Origin of the sequence: Rugosimonospora acidiphila, assembly GCF_039543385.1 — a bacterium.
In the GTDB taxonomy this organism is placed as follows: Bacteria; Actinomycetota; Actinomycetes; order Mycobacteriales; family Micromonosporaceae; genus Rugosimonospora; species Rugosimonospora acidiphila.
On sequence record NZ_BAABJQ010000014.1, the window covers coordinates 132615 to 151191 of the forward strand.

Sequence of the window (18577 nt, forward strand, 5' to 3'; positions counted from 1 at the left end):
GCCGGCGGCCGGACTCGACCATCCCTTGGAGAGATCACTGTGAACATCAGCATCGCGCCGGGCAGCACAGTGCTGTTCATCGGCGACAGCATCACCGACTGCGACCGCGACCGCGACAGCCCGGACAGCCTCGGCGCCGGGTACGTGGCGATGGCCGCCGGCTGGTTCGCCACCCGCCACCCCGGCTCTCGGGTGCGCTTCGTCAACCGGGGCATCGGCGGAGACCGGGTGGTGGATCTGCACGCCCGCTGGGACACCGACTGCCTCGCGGTCAAGGCCGACCTGGTATCGGTACTGGTCGGCATCAACGACGTCTGGGGCCGGTACGAGCGCGACGACCCCACGCCGCCGGATACCTTCGCCGAGCACTACCGCACGATCCTCGACCGGGCGGCCGGGCAGGGTGCCGCGCTCATCCTGGTCGAGCCGTTCCTGCTGCCCGCGCGGGAACAGCTGTGGGCGCGCCGCGAGGACCTCGACCCCAAGATCGGTGTGGTGCGGCGGCTGGCGGCCGAGTTCGGCGCCGCCCTCGTGCCGGCCGACGGGGTGATGGCCGCGGCCACCGCCGCCAGCGGGCCCCACGAGTGGTCCCCCGACGGCGTGCACCTGACCCCGGCCGGCCACGCCCTGCTGGCGCAGGCCTGGCTGCGCGCCGCCGGGGTGGTGTGCTGATGGACAGACCAACCGAATGGTTCGAGCAGGCCCGCTTCGGCCTGTTCATCCACTGGGGCATCTACGCCGGCGCGGCCCGGCACGAGTGGGTCCGCTCCCGCGAGCGGATGACCGAGGACCAGTACCGGCCGTACTTCGACCACTTCGAGCCGGACCTGTACGACCCCGAGGCGTGGGCCGACCAGGCGTGGCGGGCCGGCATGCGGTACGTGGTGATCACCACCAAGCATCACGACGGATTCTGCCTGTGGGACTCGGCGCTGACCGGCTACACGGCCACGCACACACCACACGGCAGGGACCTGCTGCGGCCGATGCTCGACGCGTTCCGGGAGCGCGGCCTGCGCATCGGGCTCTACCACTCCCTGCTCGACTGGCACCACCCCGAGTACCCGATCGACCTCCACCACCCCCAGCGCGACGACCCCGCCGCCCGGGCGCGACCGCGCGACGTCGCCCGGTACGCCGACTACCTGCACGGCCAGGTCCGCGAGCTGATGACCGGCTACGGCCGCATCGACCTGGCCTGGTTCGACTTCTCCTTTCCCGGACAGGGTGAGAACGCCAAGGGCGCACCGCAGTGGCGCTCCGACCAGTTGCTGGCCATGGTCCGCGAACTCCAGCCGGATATCCTCGTCAACAACCGGCTCGACCTCGGCACCGGTGACTTCCTCACCCCGGAGCAGATCCAGCCCGACGCCGCCACCGTGGCGCAGTTCCCGCCCGGCGTGCCGTGGGAGGCCTGCCAGACGCTCAACGGGTCGTGGGGCTACGACCGCGACAACCTGGACTGGAAGTCACCCGAACTGCTGATCCGGATGCTGGTGGACACCGTGTCGCTGGGCGGCAACCTGCTGCTCAACGTCGGGCCCAACGCGCGCGGCGAGTTCGAGCCCCGGGCTCGCGAGCGGCTGCGCGCCATCGGCGACTGGATGCGGCCGCACGAGCGGTCCATCCGGGGTGCCGGCCCCAGCCCGTACACCCCGCCGCCCGACGCCCGCTACACCCAGGTCGGCAACCGCCTGTACCTGCACCTGTTCGCCTGGCCCATGCGACACCTCCACCTGCCCGGCCTGGCCGGCCGGGTGGCCTACGCGCGGATGCTCCACGACGGCTCCGAGGTCCGCCGGGCCGAGGCCGACCCGGACGGGCTCCTCCAGCACTTCGCCACCGCGGCACCGCCGGACACGCTGAGCCTGCTGCTGCCGGCGCACCGGCCGGAGGTGGCGGTACCCGTCATCGAGCTGATCCTGAGAGGCTGAATGACCAACCATCCCAAGGATCTGATCGATCCGCCATTCGGTGAAGACACCGTCCGGTCGCCGTACACCGGGTGGACCCGGGACACCTGGCGGGCACTGGCCGACGCCACCCTCTCGGCGGTCCGGCCGTACGCCTCGCCCGGGCACGCCCTGATCGACCTGCCCGGCCCGGAAAGTTACTCGGGCCGGCACAGCGACGGGCTGGAGGGCTTCGCCCGTACCTTCCTGTTGGCCGGGTTCCGGCTGTCGGTGGACGGTGAGCCCGACCCGGACAACCTGGCCGAGTGGTACGCGGCCGGGGTGGCCGCGGGTACCGACCCGTCCCGGCCGGACCGCTGGCCGGACCCGGCGGCCGTGCCGCAGGCGAGGGTCGAGTGTGCGTCGCTGGCCATCGCGCTGCACGAGACCCGGCGGGTCATCTGGGACCGGCTGGCCGATCCGGTACGGCAGCGGGTGGTCGACTGGATGTCGGGCATCGCCGGCACTACGGTGCCGGACAACAACTGGGTGTGGTTCCGGGCCATCACCGCGGCGTTCCTGCGCTCGGTCGGCGCGCCGTTCGACGCCGGGGACATCGCGCACGCCCTCGCCCGCACCGAGCGGTGGTACGCCGGCGGCGGGTGGTACTCCGACGGCGCGCAGGGCACCGGGCAACTGCGCGGGTTCGACAGCTACAACGGCTGGGCGATGCACTTCTACCCGCTGTGGTACTGCCGGATCGCGGGCGAGGCGGTACCACCCGGGCTGCCCGAGCGGTACCGCGAACGGCTGCGCCGCTTCCTCGCCGACGCCCAGCACCTGATCGGAGCCGACGGCGCACCGGTGCTGCGGGGCCGCTCGCTGACCTATCGGTACGCGATCCTCGCACCGTTCTGGGCCGGTGCCATCTTCGACGCCAGCCCGCTGCCGCCCGGGCTGACCCGGCACCTGGCCAGCTCGGTGCTGCGACACTTCATCCGATCCGGCTGCTTCGACGAAGGCGGGCGGCAGCCGATCGGGTGGTACCGGGAGTTCCCGGCCATCCGCCAGGGATATTCGGGGCCGGGGTCGCCGTACTGGTCGAGCAAAGGCTTCGCCGGGCTGGTCCTGCCGGCCGACCATCCGGTGTGGACGGACCCCGAGGTGCCGACCGCCGCGCAGCTCGAGGACGTGTCGCTGGCGCTGCGGGTGCCCGGCTGGGTGGTGTCCTCGACCTCCGCCGACGGGGTGGTGCGGATGGCCTGCCACGGCGGGGACCACGCCGGCACGGACGGCCCCGCCACCGACGACGAGGTGTACGCCCGGTTCGGGTTCGCCAGCCACGCCGCGCCGGTGATGAGCCAGCGGTCCCGGACCGCACCGGTCGACTCGCACGCGGCACTGGTCACCGCGGACGCCCGCCCGTCGCACCGGCGTCCCGCGGTCACGGTCGCGGTGACCGGCAACCGTGGCGTGTCCCGGTACCGGGCCCACTGGCCGGCCGGCGACCCACCCGACCGGTACGAGTTCGACCAGGCGCCGCCGGGCTGGACGGTCGGGCCCTGGCTGACCGTCGCGTCGGTGCTGCGGGGTCCGGTCGAGCTGCGGTTGTGCCGGGTCGATCCACCGGCCGGCCCGGATGACGGCCTCGACCGCGCCGAACAACCCGATGCCGGCGCCGAAACCGATGCCGTAACAGAACTCGATGCCGGCGCCGAAACCGATGCCGTAGCAGAACTCGATGCGGACGCAGAACTCGAGGTCACCGGCGAGGCGGATCCCGACGGCGGGCGGGGCCGTGGCTGGGATTGGCCCGAACAGGCCGGCCCCTGGCGGCTGCGGCTGGGTGGCTGGGCCATCGCCGGTGACGACCCGCCGGCACGGTGCGACCCGGTCTCGGGCGCCGGGGTACGCCGCGCCGACGGCCTGCGCAGCGTGGCGATCGGCGTACGCGGCCTGACCGTGAGCGGCGTCGCGCGGCACCGGGACGCGCACCCGATGGGCGCGCACTGCGCCGTGCCGTGGGTGTCCACCCCAGAGGCCGTCGAGTACGGCGAGGTCTACGCGGCGGCGCTGGTGTTGTCCGGGGCGCCGGCCGCGCCTCGGGAGGCTCCCCGGCTGCGGGTCGAGCGCGACGCGCTCGGCGCCACGGTGGCCATCGACTGGCCCGATGGCACGCGCGAGCTGATCCGGCTGGATCCCCCGCCCGTCCCGACCCCACCGAACCAAGCGCATCCATCCGACCGAGCGCAACCCTCGAACCGAGCGCAACCCTCGAACCAAGCGCGACAGGAGAGACAGTCATGACCGACGCCGTGTGGGAACTCCCGGTCCGGGGCGGATCGTATGACCGGCCCGGTCCGGACGCGGTAGGCGCGATGGGCGGGGTGGGTGCCGCGACCGCGTGCGCCAAACTGCACGAGCTCGGCGTCCGGCGCACCTTCGTCGACGGGCCGCGGCCCATGGTGCCCGGATCGCGCGTGGTCGGCGCCGCCCTCACCCTGCAGTTCATGCCGCAGCGCGAGGATGTCGCCAGCGGCCTCGCCCAGGAACAGGTGGAGCGGCACACGGCGCTGTGGGCGGTACTGGAGGCGGTGCGGCCGGGCGACGTGCTGGTCGTTCAGGCGTACGGCAGCGCGTTCACCGGGTGCCTCGGCGACATGCTGGTGCGGTACTTCCAGCGACGCGGCGGCGCCGGGATCGTGGTGGACGGTCGGATCCGGGACGCCGAGCGGGTACGGCGCCTCGGGCTGCCCATCTGGTGCACCGGGTACACCCCGCACTACGCCTCGCAGTCCGAGCTGTTCCCCTGGGCGTACGAGGTGCCGGTGGCGGTCGGCGGGGTGCTGTGCCTGCCCGGCGACCTGGTGGTGGCCGACGACGACGGCGCGGTGGTGGTGCCGCGACGGAAGGTCGGCGAGGTCGTCGCCAAGGCACGCGACCACGAGGAGTGGGAACGGTTCAGCCGGCTGCGCATCGACGAGGGCGCCGCGCTGGCGGACTACTACCCGCTCGACCCCGCGCATCGCGGCGAGTACGAGGCATGGCGGGCCGCGAACCTGCCGGCGGCACCGTAGCGCTGGCGGCGTTCCGGGGCCCGGCCGTCTGGGCCCCGGCTGCGGACGGCGGGCCCCCGGACAGCGGACAGCACACCGGGAGCCGCGGGTCAGCGCAGCAGCCGGGCGCGCACCGCGTCCCGTGGCCCGCCCCGACCCCGGCCTCCGCGAGGTACCCGTCGGCGCCGCCGTACCGCCGGTCCAGGTGGTCCAGGGTGTTGAGCATGGGCGCCGGTGAGCAGCCGTCGGTCAGTGCGTAGTCCTCGGCGATGTCCGCCGCCGCGACGCCTGCCACGGCCAGGAGCAGGGCGACGAGCACCCCGGTGCGGTCCTTGCCGGCGGCGCAGTGCACGACCACCCCGCCCGGCGGGGCCTGCGCCACGGCCAGGAACGCCTCGGCGACGCGCGGCCGGTTGTGGTCGAGCATCGGGCGGTAGGTGTCCGGCGGGATGTCATAGTCCAGCACGTCGTTGAGCATCGGCACGTGCCGGTACACGGGGTCGCCGGCGAATGGGCTCGGAAATTCTTCGCACTCGCGCGCCCAGCGCAGGTCGATGATCCGGCTCACCCCGCTGGCCCGCACGGCTCGGACCGCCGCGGCCGTCAGCCGGTGATGGCCGTCGGAGCGCAGCAGCGCGCCGGCGCGGATCGCACGGGCGCCGGCGGCGGGCAGCCCGCCGACGTCGCGCACGTTGCGGCAGTCGGGCCAGTCCAGGATCACGCGTGATGCCCCTTTCCCGTTCCCAAGCCCGCCTTCGGCGCCCACGCCGGGTTCAGGGTGAGCAGCAGCAGCCGGGCCCGGGCGAACCGGCGCCGTTGCGAGACGGTGAACCGGGTCCGTAGCACCTGGGCCGTGGCGGGCGGCAGCTCCGCGAAGTCGCCGGGGCGGATGGCGGTGTTCACCAGCCAGATCCGCGCGGTGTCGTGCAGGCAGGGCGCCGGCACCTGGCACTCCTGCGCCACGAACTGGCCGACCTTCGCGAACCCCTTGACCAGAAAGACGTCGCGTGGCCGCACCCGCCAGTTGCGCATCTCGTACGTGAGCGCCCGCCGACCCTTGTAGTTCCAGCCCGCGTACGCGATCCCGTCGCGCGGGCGCAGTTGGGCCGCGATGGCGGCGGCGACGCCGCTGTAGTCCGGGCTGCCGGGCAGCACGCGCTGCCGGAACGGCTGCTGGTCGGGCACCGACAGGTACCCGATGGCGGCCAGCGCGACCGCGACGGCCACGAGCCGGGCCCACCGTCGCGCGGCGAGGCCCGCCAGCCCGTCCAGGCCGCGCGCCGCCAGCAGCACCCACGCCGGCACGATGAACAGCAGGTACCGGTAGAAGAACAGCTGGAGGTGCAGCGCGGGGACGGCGGCCAGCAGCAGCCCGACCGGCACCACCGCCCAGCTCGCGAGCATCGTCAGGGCGTAGCCGTCGCCCGCCGGTGCGCCTCCGGCCAGCACGTCACGGGCCAGCACGTCGCCGGTGAGCGCGTCACCGGTGAGCGCGTCGCCAGTGAGCGCGTCACCGGTCGGCGGGTCACCGGTGGGCGCGGCAAGGGGCAGTGGCGCGGCGCCGGGTCGGTGGTCGCGGCGCGGCAGCAGCAGGAGGACGGCGGCGAGCGCGGCCAGCGCGACGATGACCTCGGCGATGACCTGGGAGCCGAACAGCTGCTTCGGGAAGGCACGCACCGACTCCCCGGTCACCTTGATCCACGCGACCGCGAACGACTGCTGGTTCGCGGTCCGGGCGATCGGGAAGATGACCGCCACGATGAGCGCGACCGCCGCCATGAACCACCACAGGCGCCCGATCGCCCGCCAGGGCCGGTGCCACCCCGCCCGGTGCGCGGCCAGCAGCGCCAGCCGCAGCACCACGAGGGCGTGGGCGGACAGCACGGTCAGGGACACGATGTGCGAGCCGCCCACCGCGATCATGGCCAGCGCGTACAACAGCCAGCGCGGCCAGGTGGGCCGGTCCAGGGCGGACAGCAGCAGCAGCGTCGCCAGGCAGGTGAAGAAGACGGCGAACCCGTACGGCCGGGCCTCCTGCGCGTACCGGCAGACGCCCGGCACCGCGGCGAACAGCAGGCCCGCGATCAGGCCGGTGCCGGTGCCGAACAGCCGCCGTCCGATCAGCGCCACCACCCCGGCCGCCAGCGACATGGCCACGACGGACGGTGCCCGCAGCGAGCCCGGCGAGCCGCCGAACGCGTGGATCCAGTAGTGCATGAACAGGTAGTACGGCAGGACCACGAAGTCCAGGTGGCTCGTCAGGTACCGCAGCTGCGGCAGCGTCATCACGGCGGCGTGCCAGGTGGAGTACTCGTCCTCCCACAGCTGGCGATGCCCCACCCGGTACCCGCAGACGCAGAGCATCACGAGCACCGGCAGCCCGACCAGCGGTAGGGCGGCTCGGGGTGGGGCGGGTCGGCGCACGTTCGTCGCGGGCGGAATGGCCTCCGGCGCCCGATCTGCCAACGTCATGGCTGACATGATCCCTCAGCGGCCGGAGTCCCGGGGCCCCGGCGCGGATGAGCCGGAGCCGCAAAAAGACCGGGGCCGGGCAGCGGATGCCGCCCGGCCCCGAATTCGGTGGCCACGGACCACCGGGGTGAAGCTACTTCTTTACCGCGCCGGTCTTCGGGTCGAGGATGAGCGGCTTGGTGACGGGCTTCTGGTTGAAGTTGAACATGTTGGTCAGCTTGCCCGCGGAAGCGTCGAGCGAACCGTCGCCAACCCGGCCGGTCTTCCAGTTGTCCTCGATGAACCGCAGGATCGAGGGCTGGGTGGTCTGGCTGTGGTCAACGTAGTTCGTCTTGCTGTACGGGCTGATCACCAGCAGCGGCTGGCGCGGCCCGTCGCCGCAACGGTCCTCGTACCCGTTGAGCGGCTTGGTCTTCTTGGTCGGCGCGCACATCGCCTGGTCGTTCGCCGGGTCGGACGACCCGTTGACGGCCGGCGGCGTGACGTGGTCGTACCAGCCGTCCGAGTCGTCGTACGCGATGACAACCGCGGTCGACGACCAGTCCTTGGACTTCTGCAGCTCGTTGATGGTCTTCACCAGGAACTTCTGCTCGTCCAGCGGGTCCGAGGTGCCCGGGTGACCGTCCTCGTACTGCCCGGCCTTCAGGAAGCTGACCGCGGGCAGGTTGTTGGCTGCCACGGCGGCGTCGAAGTCGGTCAGGTCGTACTGGTGGTTGGCCTGGTCGGTCTTGCCGATGTTCTTGACCGACGACGGCGGCAGGTGCTTCGGGTTGCTGGTCGACTTGTAGTACTGGAACGGGTCGTGGTGCGGGCTGTAGTCCACCACCGCGTTGCCGCCCACGTTGGTGTGGGTGGCGCCGCAGACCGCGTACCCGTTGGCCTCGCCGGTCGGGGCGAAGCCGCCCTGGAACCAGCCCCAGGTCACACCCTCGTTGTTGAGCAGGTCGCCAATGTTCTGGCCGGTCATCTTGGCCAGGGCGTTGGTGGAGGTGTGGTTGGTGTCCGAGCAGTCGTCGAACGCCGGGTCCGGGTCACCGATGACGGTGCCGACGCCCTTCTTGTCCGGCGAGGCCGACAGCGGGTCGCTGACCGGCTTGCCGGTGACCGAGTTGACGGCCTGAACGCCGTGGGTCTGGCCGGAGATCAGGTTCAGCGCGCCCGGGGTGGACGGGCCGAAACCCGCGTCGAACGAGTTGTCCGACATGGCGTAGTTCTGCGCGTAGTTCCACAGCGCGGTGACGGTGTTGCCGTCGTAGTAGTCCATCACCAGGCCCGGCTCACCGAAGAGGATCGGCTGGCCGGTGCACTTGTCGGTCTCGGTGAACTGGACGAACTGGTCGGCCTTGCCGCCGTCGTACGCCTGCTGCTCCGGACCGTAGCTGTGGTTCTGGTCGCAGGTCAGGGCCTCGTCCGGCGAGAGCCGGCTCGGGTTGTACTCGTTCGGGTTGTTGTTCAGCAGCTTGTTGGTCAGGCCGTTGACCGCCGGGGTACCCGACTTGGCCTTGAACGTGGTGCCGTCGGTGTTGGCGGCCTTGGGGTAGGTGCCGAAGTAGTGGTCGAACGACACGTTCTCGTCATAGATGACCACGACGTGCTTGATAGGAGTAGCGGTCTTCACGGCCTTGGTCTGGTTACCGTGCGTACCAGCGAAGGCCGGCGTCGACGCCGCGGCGATGGCCAGCGCCGCGGCAACCACCGCGCCGGCACCCACCGTACGGCGAGTCCTTCTACTCCAGGTCTTGGGCTTGAGGCCCACTTTCGCCTCCCTGCGAATGACAGTCTTGCGCCTCGCACTATCGCGGTAGCGATCACCAGGCGCGCCAAGGTCCGGTGACCGGAACCGAAACAGTGGATGACGTGCGGCTCCTCGCGCCCCTCCCCGCGCTGATCGCGGCGGACGAACTTCCGCTTTGACCCGATCCGGTACGGTCGGCGCGCTGGCCCTCGGTGACCTCGTGGAGGCGGTGACGTTCAGTGCGCGGCACCGGCCGGCGGCAGATCCCTCCCCGCGACGAGGCGCGCGGCACCCGCCATCGGCACCCGGTACCGACCGCTATTTCGTCGGCACGCGGCACCACGGCACCCCAACGGCCGGAAATGTGCGCCTGCGGCCGCATTAACAACCCGGCCAGCACATTGGCTTTAGCGAATAGCGCACCTCGCTGAGGCTTAATCGCGCGTCAACAGCATCGGACCGTCCCCGCTGACCGATTGTGGCCCAGTTTGCTGGAAGCGGACCATGTGATACCCGTTAGTCGATCCGCTACGCTTGACGCCTACTTCCGCCCCACGCAGTGCCCGCGCGAAACCGCGGGTCGCGACATCGGTCGACGTCGCGGCTCGAAACCATGATTAACAATGCAATGTTTATAACTGGATCTAATTGAGTCGGTCTATCCGGCAGGCCGGCGAACGGCTATGCCCCGGCCTCGGGAGAAGCAGTGTCCTTCGGAGAAGCGGTGTCCGTGGAGCAGTTGCACATCACCGGCGCGTCGCGGCCCTCGGCGGCGGGCGACGTCAGCCGGCCACCCAAGGCGGCGATGCTGGTCGCGCAGCGGATCGTGCGCGACGTCGTGCGGGGTCGGATGACGCCCGGCGACCTGCTGCCGCCGGAGAGGGTGATGCTGGAGACCTACTCGACCGGCCGCGGCACCCTGCGCGAAGCGCTGCGGCTGCTGGAGTTCCAGGGCGTGATCTCGCTCAAGCCCGGGCCCGGCGGCGGGCCCGTGCTACAGGCCCCGGCCGCGTCCCACCTGGCCAGCACGCTGGTGCTGCTGATGCAGCTCAACCGTGCCCCGTACCGGGTCATCGTCGAGGTACGCACGGTGTTGGAGCCGACGATCAGCCAGCTCGCGGCGAAACAGATCACCGACGGATCCCTCGCCGAGTTGGGCGCGACCATCGAACGGATGCGCGACGACGTCAACGACCGCGACTCGTTCCGCGACGCCAACCGGCAGTTTCACGACATCATCGCCTGGTCGTCCGGCAACGTGCTGTTCGCCTACATCGTCGACTCGCTGCTCGGCATCCTGGACGGCACCGTCATCGGCATCGACTACCCGAGCCAGCGGCGCGCCGCGATCGTCAAGGCGCACGAGGAGATCTACGAGGCGCTGGCCCGGCGCGACGAGAGCGCCTCGGAGCAGCGGATGCGCGAGCACCTCGAGGCGTACACCCGGTACGCCAAGAAGAAGTTTCCCGAGGTTTTCGAGCAGACGATCACCTGGGACGGCCTGATCGGTTGACCGAACGGCCCACCACCGGCACCGACTACCGGTATCCACCGACCGATGTTCGCCACCACGCCGGGCGGAGGCGCACCGCGATCGGAGCGCGCGGCTCCGCGTAGTAACGGGGGGCCGCGCGCCGACCGTCAGAAGGTGGGCAGCTTGATGTACAGCAGCTCCGCGCGCTCGTGGGCGCGCAGCTGGACCGGCTGGTCGGCGGCCGCCGAGCCGAACCCGGTCAGCCGCTCGTGGACGGTACCGTCGGCCTCCAGCCTGCCCTCCTTGAGGAACAGCACCTCCGACGACGGCTGGGTGCCGAACTCGAGCGTCGCGCCGGACTCGACGCGCAGCAGCTGGATGCGGATGTCGCGCTCGGTGAAGCTGCCCAGCACCTTGCGGGCCACGCCCGGCGCGCCCTGATCCTCACGCCACTCGAAGGTGGCCGGGTTGATGAGCACCAGATCCGAGTAGCGCGACGGCGGGTAGTCGGCCGGCTCGTTGCACGCCGCCTCCCAGAGCGCCTCGCCCGCGTCCTGGTTGTGGGTCCGGCCCTGCTCGTCGACCCACTGGAAGATGCCGTTCTTGAGCGTGCCCTTGGCCTTGAGCTGCGCGATGGCGTGCTTGCGCTGAGTGGTGCTGTAGAAGCCCCGGCCGGTGGCGCCGCCGAACTGCAGCACGCACATGCGCAGGTTGGGGCTCATGACCTGCGGTCCGTAGTAGGCGGACTCGGGGAAGTAGCCGACCCACCCGGCGGGGAGCACCCTGTTCTTGCCGATGGAGTAGTCGCCCTCCACGGGGTGGCGGATCTGGTCGAACAGGTGGCGGTGGCGGGGCGTGGCCCACTCGGAGTCGCCCTCGCCGTAGGAGTACGCGAACTTGTAGTTGTCCGGGGCGCCCTCCTGGCCGACGAGCAGCGACTTCACGGTGCGCTCGCCCTGCCTGATGTTCCCGTCGTCGTAGAGGTTGTGGGCCTGTTCAACGGTGTTGATCTGCAAGATCTCGTTCCTTTCCTTCACGGCGAGGATGCGCGCCGCGCTTCGGGGCCGGGCCGATGGGGCGCGCCGGAAGGCTGGGCCGAGAGGGGCCGCGCGCACGGCAACGTGCGACCCCCGGCTCAGTATTTTGAATACTGTTCATGAACGTCTTGCATACAGTATGGTGGCGCCAGACCAATGTCAACACCGCCGAGCACAGGCGCCACCCCGGAGAGGTCGGGCCTCGTGGCCCGGGAACGTCGCGCACGACACTGAGGATCGCGAGCGGCGGTGAGATCGGCACGCGGCGCGGTGAGATCGGCACGCGGCGCGGTGAGATCGACACGCGGCGCGGTGAGGCCGGCGCACGGCGGTGAGGCCGGCGCACGGCAGCGAGGCCAGCGCACGGCGGTGAGGCCAGCGCACGGCGGTAAGGCCAGCGCACGGCGGTAAGGACGGCGCTACGGCCCGGGGGAAATCGGCCGGCGGCGATGGCCGGTCCTGTCGAGGTAGGCGAGCGGTCGGCGCCGCCTATCGCCGGACGGCCACTCCCCCGTGCAGCCATCCGGTGGCCTCGGGCGCGGGATCCGCCGGGTCCGGGCGCCACGCGTCGATCGTGACCAGGCCGGGCTCGACCAGGTCGAAGCCGTCGAACAACCGCAGGATCTCGTCATGGCGGCGGAAGTAGATGGGCGTGGGGGTCGCCCGGTACGCCGCCTCCACGCCCACGACCGCCTCCGGCGAGTGGTGGTCGCTCGTCACGTGGGTCAGGGCCACGTGACTGCCCGGGGCCAGCGCGTCGCGCAGGCTGCCCATCACCGGTTCGAACTCCTCCTCCACGAGGAAGTGCGTCATGGCGATGAGCAGCACGCCGACCGGCTCGCTGAAGTCGATCAGACGGCGCAGCTCGGGATCGCCGATGACGTCGGCGGGGCGCCGCAGGTCGGCCCCGATGACCGTGGTCAGCTCGTCGGCGGCCAGCAGCGCGCGACCGTGTGCCAGCACGATCGGGTCGTTGTCGACGTAGACGACCCGGGATTCGGGGGCCGCCCGCTGGGCGACCTCATGGGTGTTACCGGCGGTCGGCAGGCCGGCCCCGATGTCGATGAACTGGCGCACCCCGCTGGCGACCAGGTACCGGACGGCGCGACGCAGGAACGCTCTGTTCTCCAGTGCCAACTGTCGCACCTCGGGCATGGCGGCCTCCACCCGCCCGACCGCCTCCCGGTCGATGGCGAAGTTGTCCTTGCCACCGAGGTAGTAGTCGTACATCCGCGCGACACTCGGCCGGCTCGTATCGATGCCGGACGGTATCCGCTGGTCGGTCATGCGACGGCCCTCCCGATGATCCAGAATGCGGGGAGCGCATAGCGTACAGGAGGCGATCCTGGGCGGAAACAGGTACGGCCCGGTCAAAACCGGCACCACGGCACGCGGCAGCTCTCCGGGAACCCCCGCCTACCTCGCTCCATTGTGGACTTGCGAACGCGGCGGCATCGGAACGGCCGGTGTCAGACCAGCGCGCTGATCAGCAGGAACAGCAGCATGGCAAACAGAGTCAGGCAGGACAGGGCCACGAATCCCAGACCCGTCCAGGCGAGCAGGGGCAGCAGAGTTCCCCACGGTTGCGGGTTCGACCGCAGCGGTACCCCCTTCTCCACCCTGACCTTGCCGACCGCGGCACACGGTAAGAAGAGCAGCCAGGCGGCGATGCCCACCATCAGGAAGATGACGAAGGCATCTTCCCAGGCGTCCGCCGCCCGCGTCTCGACGTAGTCCCCGTCGGGCTTGCGCTGCAGCTTCTCGGACTCGCCGGAGGTGAAATTCGGCCTGACGTCGGCGATGGCTCCGGTGTCCACGATCGCGCCGTCCGCCGACCTGAACGTCCCCGAGCACCTGTCGTGGCCCCCGCCACGGGAGCCGGACTGGTGTTCGCACACGCTGGCCGTGAAGGTGCCGGACGTTCCGGACCATCCGAGCGAAGCGCGGAAGCCCCCGATCACCATGCCGACCAGCCACACCGCCAACACGATGACACCGGCCGAGAAGAGCACGCCGATCACGGTGAAGGGGATGCTCGGCGGCCGCGTCGGTCGCGGCGGCGGCGTGCCGTACGGGCCGGGCGGCACCCCGGTGGGTCCGGTGCCGGGCGGCAGCATCCCGACGGGTCCGGTGCCGGCCGGCGCCGGCGGTCGCGGGTCGGCTGCGGAGCCGGCGCCGGCGCCCGCACCGGTCAGGCCGGGCCAGAACGGCGGGCCGTGGTCGACCCCGTGGCGGAAGCCGGTACCCCTGGCAGGCGCGGGGTCGCCCTGGCTCATCGGCACAAGATCATGTTAAGGCTCGCCCTCAACCCCGGATCGTCGCCAGCGAGGCGGGCTACTTCGCGAACACCTGCGCGTCGTCCTGGAAAGCCTTGAATTCCAAGGCGTTGCCGGCCGGGTCGCGCAGGAACATCGTCCACTGCTCGCCTGCCTGGCCGGCGAAGCGCAGGTACGGCTCGATGATGAACGCGATGCCCGCCGCGCGCAACCGATCGGCCAGCGCGTGGAAGTCCTCGATGGACAGCAGCAGCCCGAAGTGCGGCACCGGCACCCGGTGCCCGTCCACCGAACTGTGCCCGGCGTCCGGGTCGCGTGGCCGCGCGGCCACGTGCGTCACCAGTTGGTGGCCGTAGAAGTTCCAGTCCACCCAGTTGTCCGCCGAGCGCCCCTCGGCCAGCCCGAGCACGTCTCCGTAGAACGCCCGGGCCCCCTCGATGTCGGTCACGGGGATGGCGAGGTGGAAGCGGGGGCGGTCGGCGCTGGTCATGATCGGCATTCTCGCACCCGGGGCCCGGCCGGGCGCCTCGGGTCCGCATCAACCTTCCGGTAAGCCCTTTCCAGAACATAGAGAGATTGCTACGGTTCAATTCACGCGTACTGCTCACGTCAGATACTTCGGGTTCACGGGTGGCCGCCAGCGGAGTTGAACGTTCCAGTTCGCGGCGGGTCCCACCCGCCAGGCTCACGCGAGAGGTGCCAAGATGAGCGGATCGATCATCGATCGCCGGGGTCGCCGGCGCCCCCGGCTCGGCGTCACCGCCGTGCTCGCCACGGCAGCGCGAACCACCGCCGTGCTCGCCACGGCAGCGCGAACCACCGCCGTGCTCGCCACGGTCGCGCTCGCCGCCACGGCCTGCTCGTCCGGCGGTTCCGGCGACTCCGGCGGCTCGAACGGCAAGGTGACGCTGAGCTTCTCCTGGTGGGGTGACGACACCCGGGCCAAGGTGACCCAGGACGCGTTGAACCTGTTCTCCCAGCAACACCCGAACATCACCATCAAGACGCAGTACGCGCCGTTCGCCCAGTACGGCACCAAGCTGGCCACCCAGGTCTCGGGCGGCGACGCCCCCGACCTGTTCCAGGTCGACCGCAGCTACCAGGCGCAGTACTCCAGCGAGGGCGTGCTGGCCGACCTCGGCCGGTACGGCAGCGTGCTCACCCTGTCCGGGCTCGACCCGAACTTCGTGGCCAGCGGCAAGTACGACGGCAAGCAGCTCGCGGTGCCGTTCGGCCAGACCACCCAGGTGATAGTCGTCGACACCACCAAACTTCAGCAGCTCCGCGTGCCCGCCCCGCAGCCGGGCTGGACCTGGCCGGACCTTCAGGCGTGGGCCCAGCAGGTGCACGACAAGTCCGGCGGCAAGGTGGCCGGCCTCGCCGACCCCGGCGGCACCTGGGCCGCGTTCGAGTCCTGGCAGTACCAGCACGGCAAGAAGCTCTACCAGGACGGCAAGGTGGCGTTCACGCGGGCCGACCTGGAATCCTTCTGGAACTTCACCCAGGGCCTCGCCAAGTCCGGGGCGGCGACCAAGGCGACCGTCACGGCCACGATCGACGGCGTGCCCGCGGACGAGCCGGTGGCCAAGGGTGCCGCGGTCGCCGAGTGGGACTACGACAGCGTGTTCGCCAGCTATGTCGGCGCGACCAAGGATCAGCTGGAAATCCTTGCGCTGCCCGGCGTGGACGGCCAGACCGGGATGTACCCCAAGCCGTCCATGCTGCTGGCCGTGTCCTCCCGGTCCAAGCACCCGACCGAGGCGGCCGAGCTGCTGAGCTTCCTGGTCAACGACGCCGGTGCCGCGAACGCCCTCGGCAACGGCCGGGGCCTGTTCCCCAACACTCAGGTCCGGGCCTCCCTGGCCGGCACCGCGACCGGTGCCACCAAACAGGTGTACGACCTCGAGGCGTCGGTGGAGTCCTCGCTGATCCCCACGCCGCAGGCCCCGCCCAAGGGCGACAGCGACCTGCTCGCCGCGATGACCCGCATCTACCAGGGCGTCACGGCCGGCCAGCAGAGCGTGTCCGCCGGCGCGGCCGCGTTCATGCAGCAGGCGGCCAGCTCCATCACCTCGTGATGATGGCCACCACCGCCCTGAGCCGGGCGAGCACCCCGAACGCCTCCCCGCTGTCCCGCCAGGCCCGGCGCGCCGGCGCGGCGCCGTACCTGTTCCTGGTGCCGTGGTTCCTCGGGCTGGCCGTGTTCACCGTCGGCCCGCTGCTGTACTCGCTGTATCTGTCGTTCACCGACGACAACCTGCTGCAATCCCCGACCTGGATCGGGTTGGCGAACTACCGCAGGATGTTCACCGACGATCCCCGGTACCTGCACTCGGTGCGCATCACCCTGTTGTACGTGCTCGTCTCGGTGCCGCTCAAGCTCGTCATCGCGTTCGTGGTGGCGCAGGCGCTGAACCGTCCCCGGCGCGGCATCGGGCTCTACCGTTCCCTGTTCTACCTGCCGTCCCTGTTGGGCGCGAGCGTCGCGGTGGCGCTGGTGTGGCGGTCCATGTTCAGCCAGACGGGCTCGGTCGACGGCGCCCTGCACGCGGTCGGGGTGCACGGCCAGGATTGGATCAACAATCCCCGCTGGGCGTTGGGCACCATCATCGTGCTGGCGTGCTGGCAGTTCGGCGCGCCGATGGTCATCTTTCTGGCCGGGCTCAAACAGGTGCCGGCCGAACTCCACGACGCCGCGTCCGCGGACGGCGCCGGGCGCTGGGCCCGCTGGTGGCACGTCACCCTGCCGATGCTGTCCCCACTCATCTTCTTCAACGTGCTGCTGGAGACGGTGAACGCGTTCCAGGCGTTCACGCCCGCGTTCGTGGTCAGCCAGGGCACCGGCGGGCCGGCCGACTCCACCCTGTTCTACACGCTGTACCTCTACCAGCAGGGCTTTTCGTCCTTCCGGTTCGGGTACGCCTCGGCGATGGCCTGGGTGCTGCTGGCCGTGGTGGGGATCGTGACGGCGATCCTGTTCTGGGCCTCGCGATTCGTCGTGTTCTACGCAGATGAGGGAGAGTTCTGATGGGCGCGCCGGTCGCGGCGAACACCGGCGTGGCCGACCGGCGTCCGAGTCTGGGTCGCGCGGGCACCCGGCGCAGGGGCGCCCGGCCCGGCCGGCTGCCCCGGTGGCTGTGGCATCTGCTGGTCATCGTGATCGTGCTGATCGTCATTTACCCGGTGGTATGGATGCTCGGCACGTCGTTCAAACCGGCGACCGAGGTGGTCTCGTCGGTCCGTCCGTGGCCGACCTCGCCGACCCTGCACAACTATCCCCAGGGCTGGACCGGGAACCCGGGCGTCACCTTCGGCCGGTTCTTCCTGAACTCGGCGGTGATCTCGCTCGCCGCCGTGCTGGGCAACCTGTTCGCCTGCTCGCTGGCCGCGTTCGCGTTCTCCCGACTGCGTTTCCGCGCCCGGCGCTTCCTGTTCCCCATCGTGGTGGTGACCCTGCTGCTGCCCTACCACGTACTCATCGTGCCGCAGTATGCCATCTTCAAGCACCTCGGTTGGGTCAACACGTTCTGGCCGCTGATCGTGCCCAAGTTCCTGGCCACCGACGCCTTCTTCATCTTCCTGATGGTGCAGTTCATGCGCGGCATCCCGCGCGAGTTGGACGAGGCGGCCACCCTGGACGGCTGCGGTCCCTACCGCACCTACTGGCACATCGTCCTGCCGCTGGCCCGGCCCGCCCTGATCACCAGCGCCATCTTCACCTTCATCTGGACCTGGAACGACTTCTTCACCCAGCTCATCTACCTCAACGACACCAGCAAGTTCACCGTGCCGGTTGGCCTGTCGCTGTTCGTCGACCAGGCGGGCTTCTCCTCGTACGGTCCGATGATGGCGATGGCCGTGCTGTCGGTCGCGCCGGTCTTCCTGTTCTTCCTGGCCTTCCAGCGCCTGCTGGTCGAGGGCGTGGCCACCAGCGGCATCCGGGGGTGATGGGGTTGGCGGGCGCGGGCGCGGGCGCCCGGCGCCGGGCGCGGCGCGAGCAGTGGATCGAGCGGCAGTTGGAGAACGGCCGGCGCGCCGCCGAATGCGCCGCGGTGGGCCTACTGTGGACGGCCTTCTCGCTGCCGGTGTTCACCGCGGGCGCGGCGTGGCTGGCGGCCGCCACCGTCTTCGACCGGTGGGCCGACGACGAGGAGCCGCCGCTGGTCGCCACGTTCGTCGCGGCGCTACGCACCCAACTGCGCGCCGGGCTCGGCGCGCAGTGCGCGGTCGGCCTGATCGCGGCTATCGGCTATTTCGACGTCCGGGTGGCCGGTGCCGCGCACGTGTTCGGGGCACGGTTGGAGATGTTCGCGGTGGCGCTGCTGGCCGCGTTCGCGATCGGGCTCGTGCTGCTCGCCTCGGCACAGCGGGCCCACGCCGGTGGCACGGTCGGGGACAGCCTGCGCGGGGCGGTCGCGCTGGTGGGCGCCGCGCCATGGGCGGTACCGCTGGTGGTGCTCGCCGCGGCGGTCTGCGTCATCCTGGTCGCCATCGTGCCGGCGCTCGCCCTGGTACTGGCCGGGCCGCTGGCGTACGCGGTGAGCGCGGTGCACGTGCGCGCCCGGTCGGGCCTGCCCCTGCCGGAGGCCGGCGCGGCGCACACGGATGAAAAGGGTGGTCGTCGGCGCACGTAGA

Annotated in this window: 16 protein-coding genes; 9 read left to right on the forward strand and 7 right to left on the reverse strand. The window is 71.0% G+C overall.

The window, feature by feature from the left end; all coding sequences use genetic code 11:
* Positions 1-39 precede the first annotated feature (39 nt).
* Genes ABEA87_RS23195 through ABEA87_RS23210 form a run of 4 tightly spaced genes read left to right on the forward strand, consistent with a single transcriptional unit; the run spans position 40 to position 4969 of the window.
* On the forward strand, positions 40-672 hold the full coding sequence (locus ABEA87_RS23195) for an SGNH/GDSL hydrolase family protein (RefSeq protein ID WP_345632777.1): 633 nt from the start codon (positions 40-42) through the stop codon (positions 670-672).
* Positions 672-1934 carry an alpha-L-fucosidase gene (locus tag ABEA87_RS23200; protein WP_345632779.1) on the forward strand — a complete coding sequence of 421 codons (1263 nt, stop codon included), beginning with the start codon at positions 672-674 and terminating at the stop codon, positions 1932-1934. The genes ABEA87_RS23195 and ABEA87_RS23200 overlap by 1 nt, the downstream gene beginning before the upstream one ends.
* Entirely contained in the window at positions 1935-4199 is a 2265-nt protein-coding gene (locus ABEA87_RS23205; protein WP_345632781.1) for a DUF2264 domain-containing protein, read from the forward strand.
* Positions 4196-4969 carry an RraA family protein gene (locus ABEA87_RS23210; protein ID WP_345632783.1) on the forward strand — a complete coding sequence of 258 codons (774 nt, stop codon included), beginning with the start codon at positions 4196-4198 and terminating at the stop codon, positions 4967-4969. The genes ABEA87_RS23205 and ABEA87_RS23210 overlap by 4 nt, the downstream gene beginning before the upstream one ends.
* Here ABEA87_RS23210 and ABEA87_RS23215 read toward each other — a convergent pair.
* The 3 genes from ABEA87_RS23215 to ABEA87_RS23225 form a co-directional block, all read right to left on the reverse strand.
* Complete coding sequence (locus tag ABEA87_RS23215; protein ID WP_345632785.1) at positions 4854-5669, reverse strand: tyrosine-protein phosphatase; 816 nt, start codon at positions 5667-5669, stop codon at positions 4854-4856. The genes ABEA87_RS23210 and ABEA87_RS23215 overlap by 116 nt on opposite strands.
* Positions 5666-7420 (reverse strand): glycosyltransferase family 39 protein, encoded by a 1755-nt coding sequence (locus ABEA87_RS23220; RefSeq protein ID WP_345632788.1) that lies wholly within the window; start codon positions 7418-7420, stop codon positions 5666-5668. The genes ABEA87_RS23215 and ABEA87_RS23220 overlap by 4 nt, the downstream gene beginning before the upstream one ends.
* Positions 7421-7553: 133 nt before the next feature.
* On the reverse strand, positions 7554-9176 hold the full coding sequence (locus tag ABEA87_RS23225) for a phospholipase C (protein ID WP_345632790.1): 1623 nt from the start codon (positions 9174-9176) through the stop codon (positions 7554-7556).
* 685 nt (positions 9177-9861) lie between these two features.
* On the opposite strand from ABEA87_RS23225, the gene ABEA87_RS23230 reads away from it, so the two are divergent.
* Positions 9862-10668 (forward strand): FadR/GntR family transcriptional regulator, encoded by an 807-nt coding sequence (locus tag ABEA87_RS23230; RefSeq protein WP_345632792.1) that lies wholly within the window; start codon positions 9862-9864, stop codon positions 10666-10668.
* A gap of 128 nt (positions 10669-10796) precedes the next feature.
* On the opposite strand, the gene ABEA87_RS23235 is transcribed toward ABEA87_RS23230, so the two are convergent.
* From ABEA87_RS23235 to ABEA87_RS23250, 4 genes are all read right to left on the reverse strand, one after another.
* Positions 10797-11666 (reverse strand): hypothetical protein, encoded by an 870-nt coding sequence (locus ABEA87_RS23235; protein ID WP_345632793.1) that lies wholly within the window; start codon positions 11664-11666, stop codon positions 10797-10799.
* A gap of 489 nt (positions 11667-12155) precedes the next feature.
* Positions 12156-12953, reverse strand: coding sequence for an SAM-dependent methyltransferase (locus ABEA87_RS23240; protein WP_345632795.1), 798 nt, complete (start codon positions 12951-12953; stop codon positions 12156-12158).
* 182 nt (positions 12954-13135) lie between these two features.
* On the reverse strand, positions 13136-13942 hold the full coding sequence (locus tag ABEA87_RS23245; protein WP_345632797.1) for a hypothetical protein: 807 nt from the start codon (positions 13940-13942) through the stop codon (positions 13136-13138).
* 58 nt (positions 13943-14000) lie between these two features.
* Positions 14001-14432 (reverse strand): VOC family protein, encoded by a 432-nt coding sequence (locus tag ABEA87_RS23250; protein WP_345632798.1) that lies wholly within the window; start codon positions 14430-14432, stop codon positions 14001-14003.
* A 214-nt stretch (positions 14433-14646) separates the two neighbouring features.
* On the opposite strand from ABEA87_RS23250, the gene ABEA87_RS23255 reads away from it, so the two are divergent.
* From ABEA87_RS23255 to ABEA87_RS23270, 4 genes are read left to right on the forward strand one after another with little or no spacing between them, the layout of a single operon-like run.
* A complete protein-coding gene (locus ABEA87_RS23255) occupies positions 14647-16020 on the forward strand; it encodes an ABC transporter substrate-binding protein (RefSeq protein WP_345632800.1) in 1374 nt (457 codons plus the stop codon).
* The gene (locus ABEA87_RS23260; protein WP_345632802.1) at positions 16020-16970 is read left to right on the forward strand and encodes a carbohydrate ABC transporter permease; all 951 of its coding nucleotides are present in this window, start codon (positions 16020-16022) and stop codon (positions 16968-16970) included. Before ABEA87_RS23255 ends, ABEA87_RS23260 begins: the two co-directional genes overlap by 1 nt.
* On the forward strand, positions 16970-17890 hold the full coding sequence (locus tag ABEA87_RS23265) for a carbohydrate ABC transporter permease (protein ID WP_345632804.1): 921 nt from the start codon (positions 16970-16972) through the stop codon (positions 17888-17890). The genes ABEA87_RS23260 and ABEA87_RS23265 overlap by 1 nt, the downstream gene beginning before the upstream one ends.
* Positions 17890-18576: a DUF624 domain-containing protein gene (locus ABEA87_RS23270; protein ID WP_345632923.1), complete on the forward strand. Its 687-nt coding sequence runs from the start codon at positions 17890-17892 to the stop codon at positions 18574-18576. The genes ABEA87_RS23265 and ABEA87_RS23270 overlap by 1 nt, the downstream gene beginning before the upstream one ends.
* The last annotated feature ends 1 nt before the right edge of the window (position 18577 follow it).

What these genes read in the sequence shown, in the direction of transcription:
- ABEA87_RS23205 (WP_345632781.1), top strand. Translation starts at nt 1,935, where the DNA reads ATGACCAACCATCCCAAGGATCTGATCGATCCGCCATTCGGTGAAGAC.
- ABEA87_RS23260 (WP_345632802.1), top strand. Translation starts at nt 16,020, where the DNA reads ATGATGGCCACCACCGCCCTGAGCCGGGCGAGCACCCCGAACGCCTCC.
- ABEA87_RS23265 (WP_345632804.1), top strand. Translation starts at nt 16,970, where the DNA reads ATGGGCGCGCCGGTCGCGGCGAACACCGGCGTGGCCGACCGGCGTCCG.
- ABEA87_RS23270 (WP_345632923.1), top strand. Translation starts at nt 17,890, where the DNA reads ATGGGGTTGGCGGGCGCGGGCGCGGGCGCCCGGCGCCGGGCGCGGCGC.
- ABEA87_RS23210 (WP_345632783.1), top strand. Translation starts at nt 4,196, where the DNA reads ATGACCGACGCCGTGTGGGAACTCCCGGTCCGGGGCGGATCGTATGAC.
- ABEA87_RS23255 (WP_345632800.1), top strand. Translation starts at nt 14,647, where the DNA reads ATGAGCGGATCGATCATCGATCGCCGGGGTCGCCGGCGCCCCCGGCTC.
- ABEA87_RS23245 (WP_345632797.1), bottom strand. Translation starts at nt 13,942, where the DNA reads ATGAGCCAGGGCGACCCCGCGCCTGCCAGGGGTACCGGCTTCCGCCAC.
- ABEA87_RS23220 (WP_345632788.1), bottom strand. Translation starts at nt 7,420, where the DNA reads ATGACGTTGGCAGATCGGGCGCCGGAGGCCATTCCGCCCGCGACGAAC.
- ABEA87_RS23240 (WP_345632795.1), bottom strand. Translation starts at nt 12,953, where the DNA reads ATGACCGACCAGCGGATACCGTCCGGCATCGATACGAGCCGGCCGAGT.
- ABEA87_RS23250 (WP_345632798.1), bottom strand. Translation starts at nt 14,432, where the DNA reads ATGACCAGCGCCGACCGCCCCCGCTTCCACCTCGCCATCCCCGTGACC.
- ABEA87_RS23200 (WP_345632779.1), top strand. Translation starts at nt 672, where the DNA reads ATGGACAGACCAACCGAATGGTTCGAGCAGGCCCGCTTCGGCCTGTTC.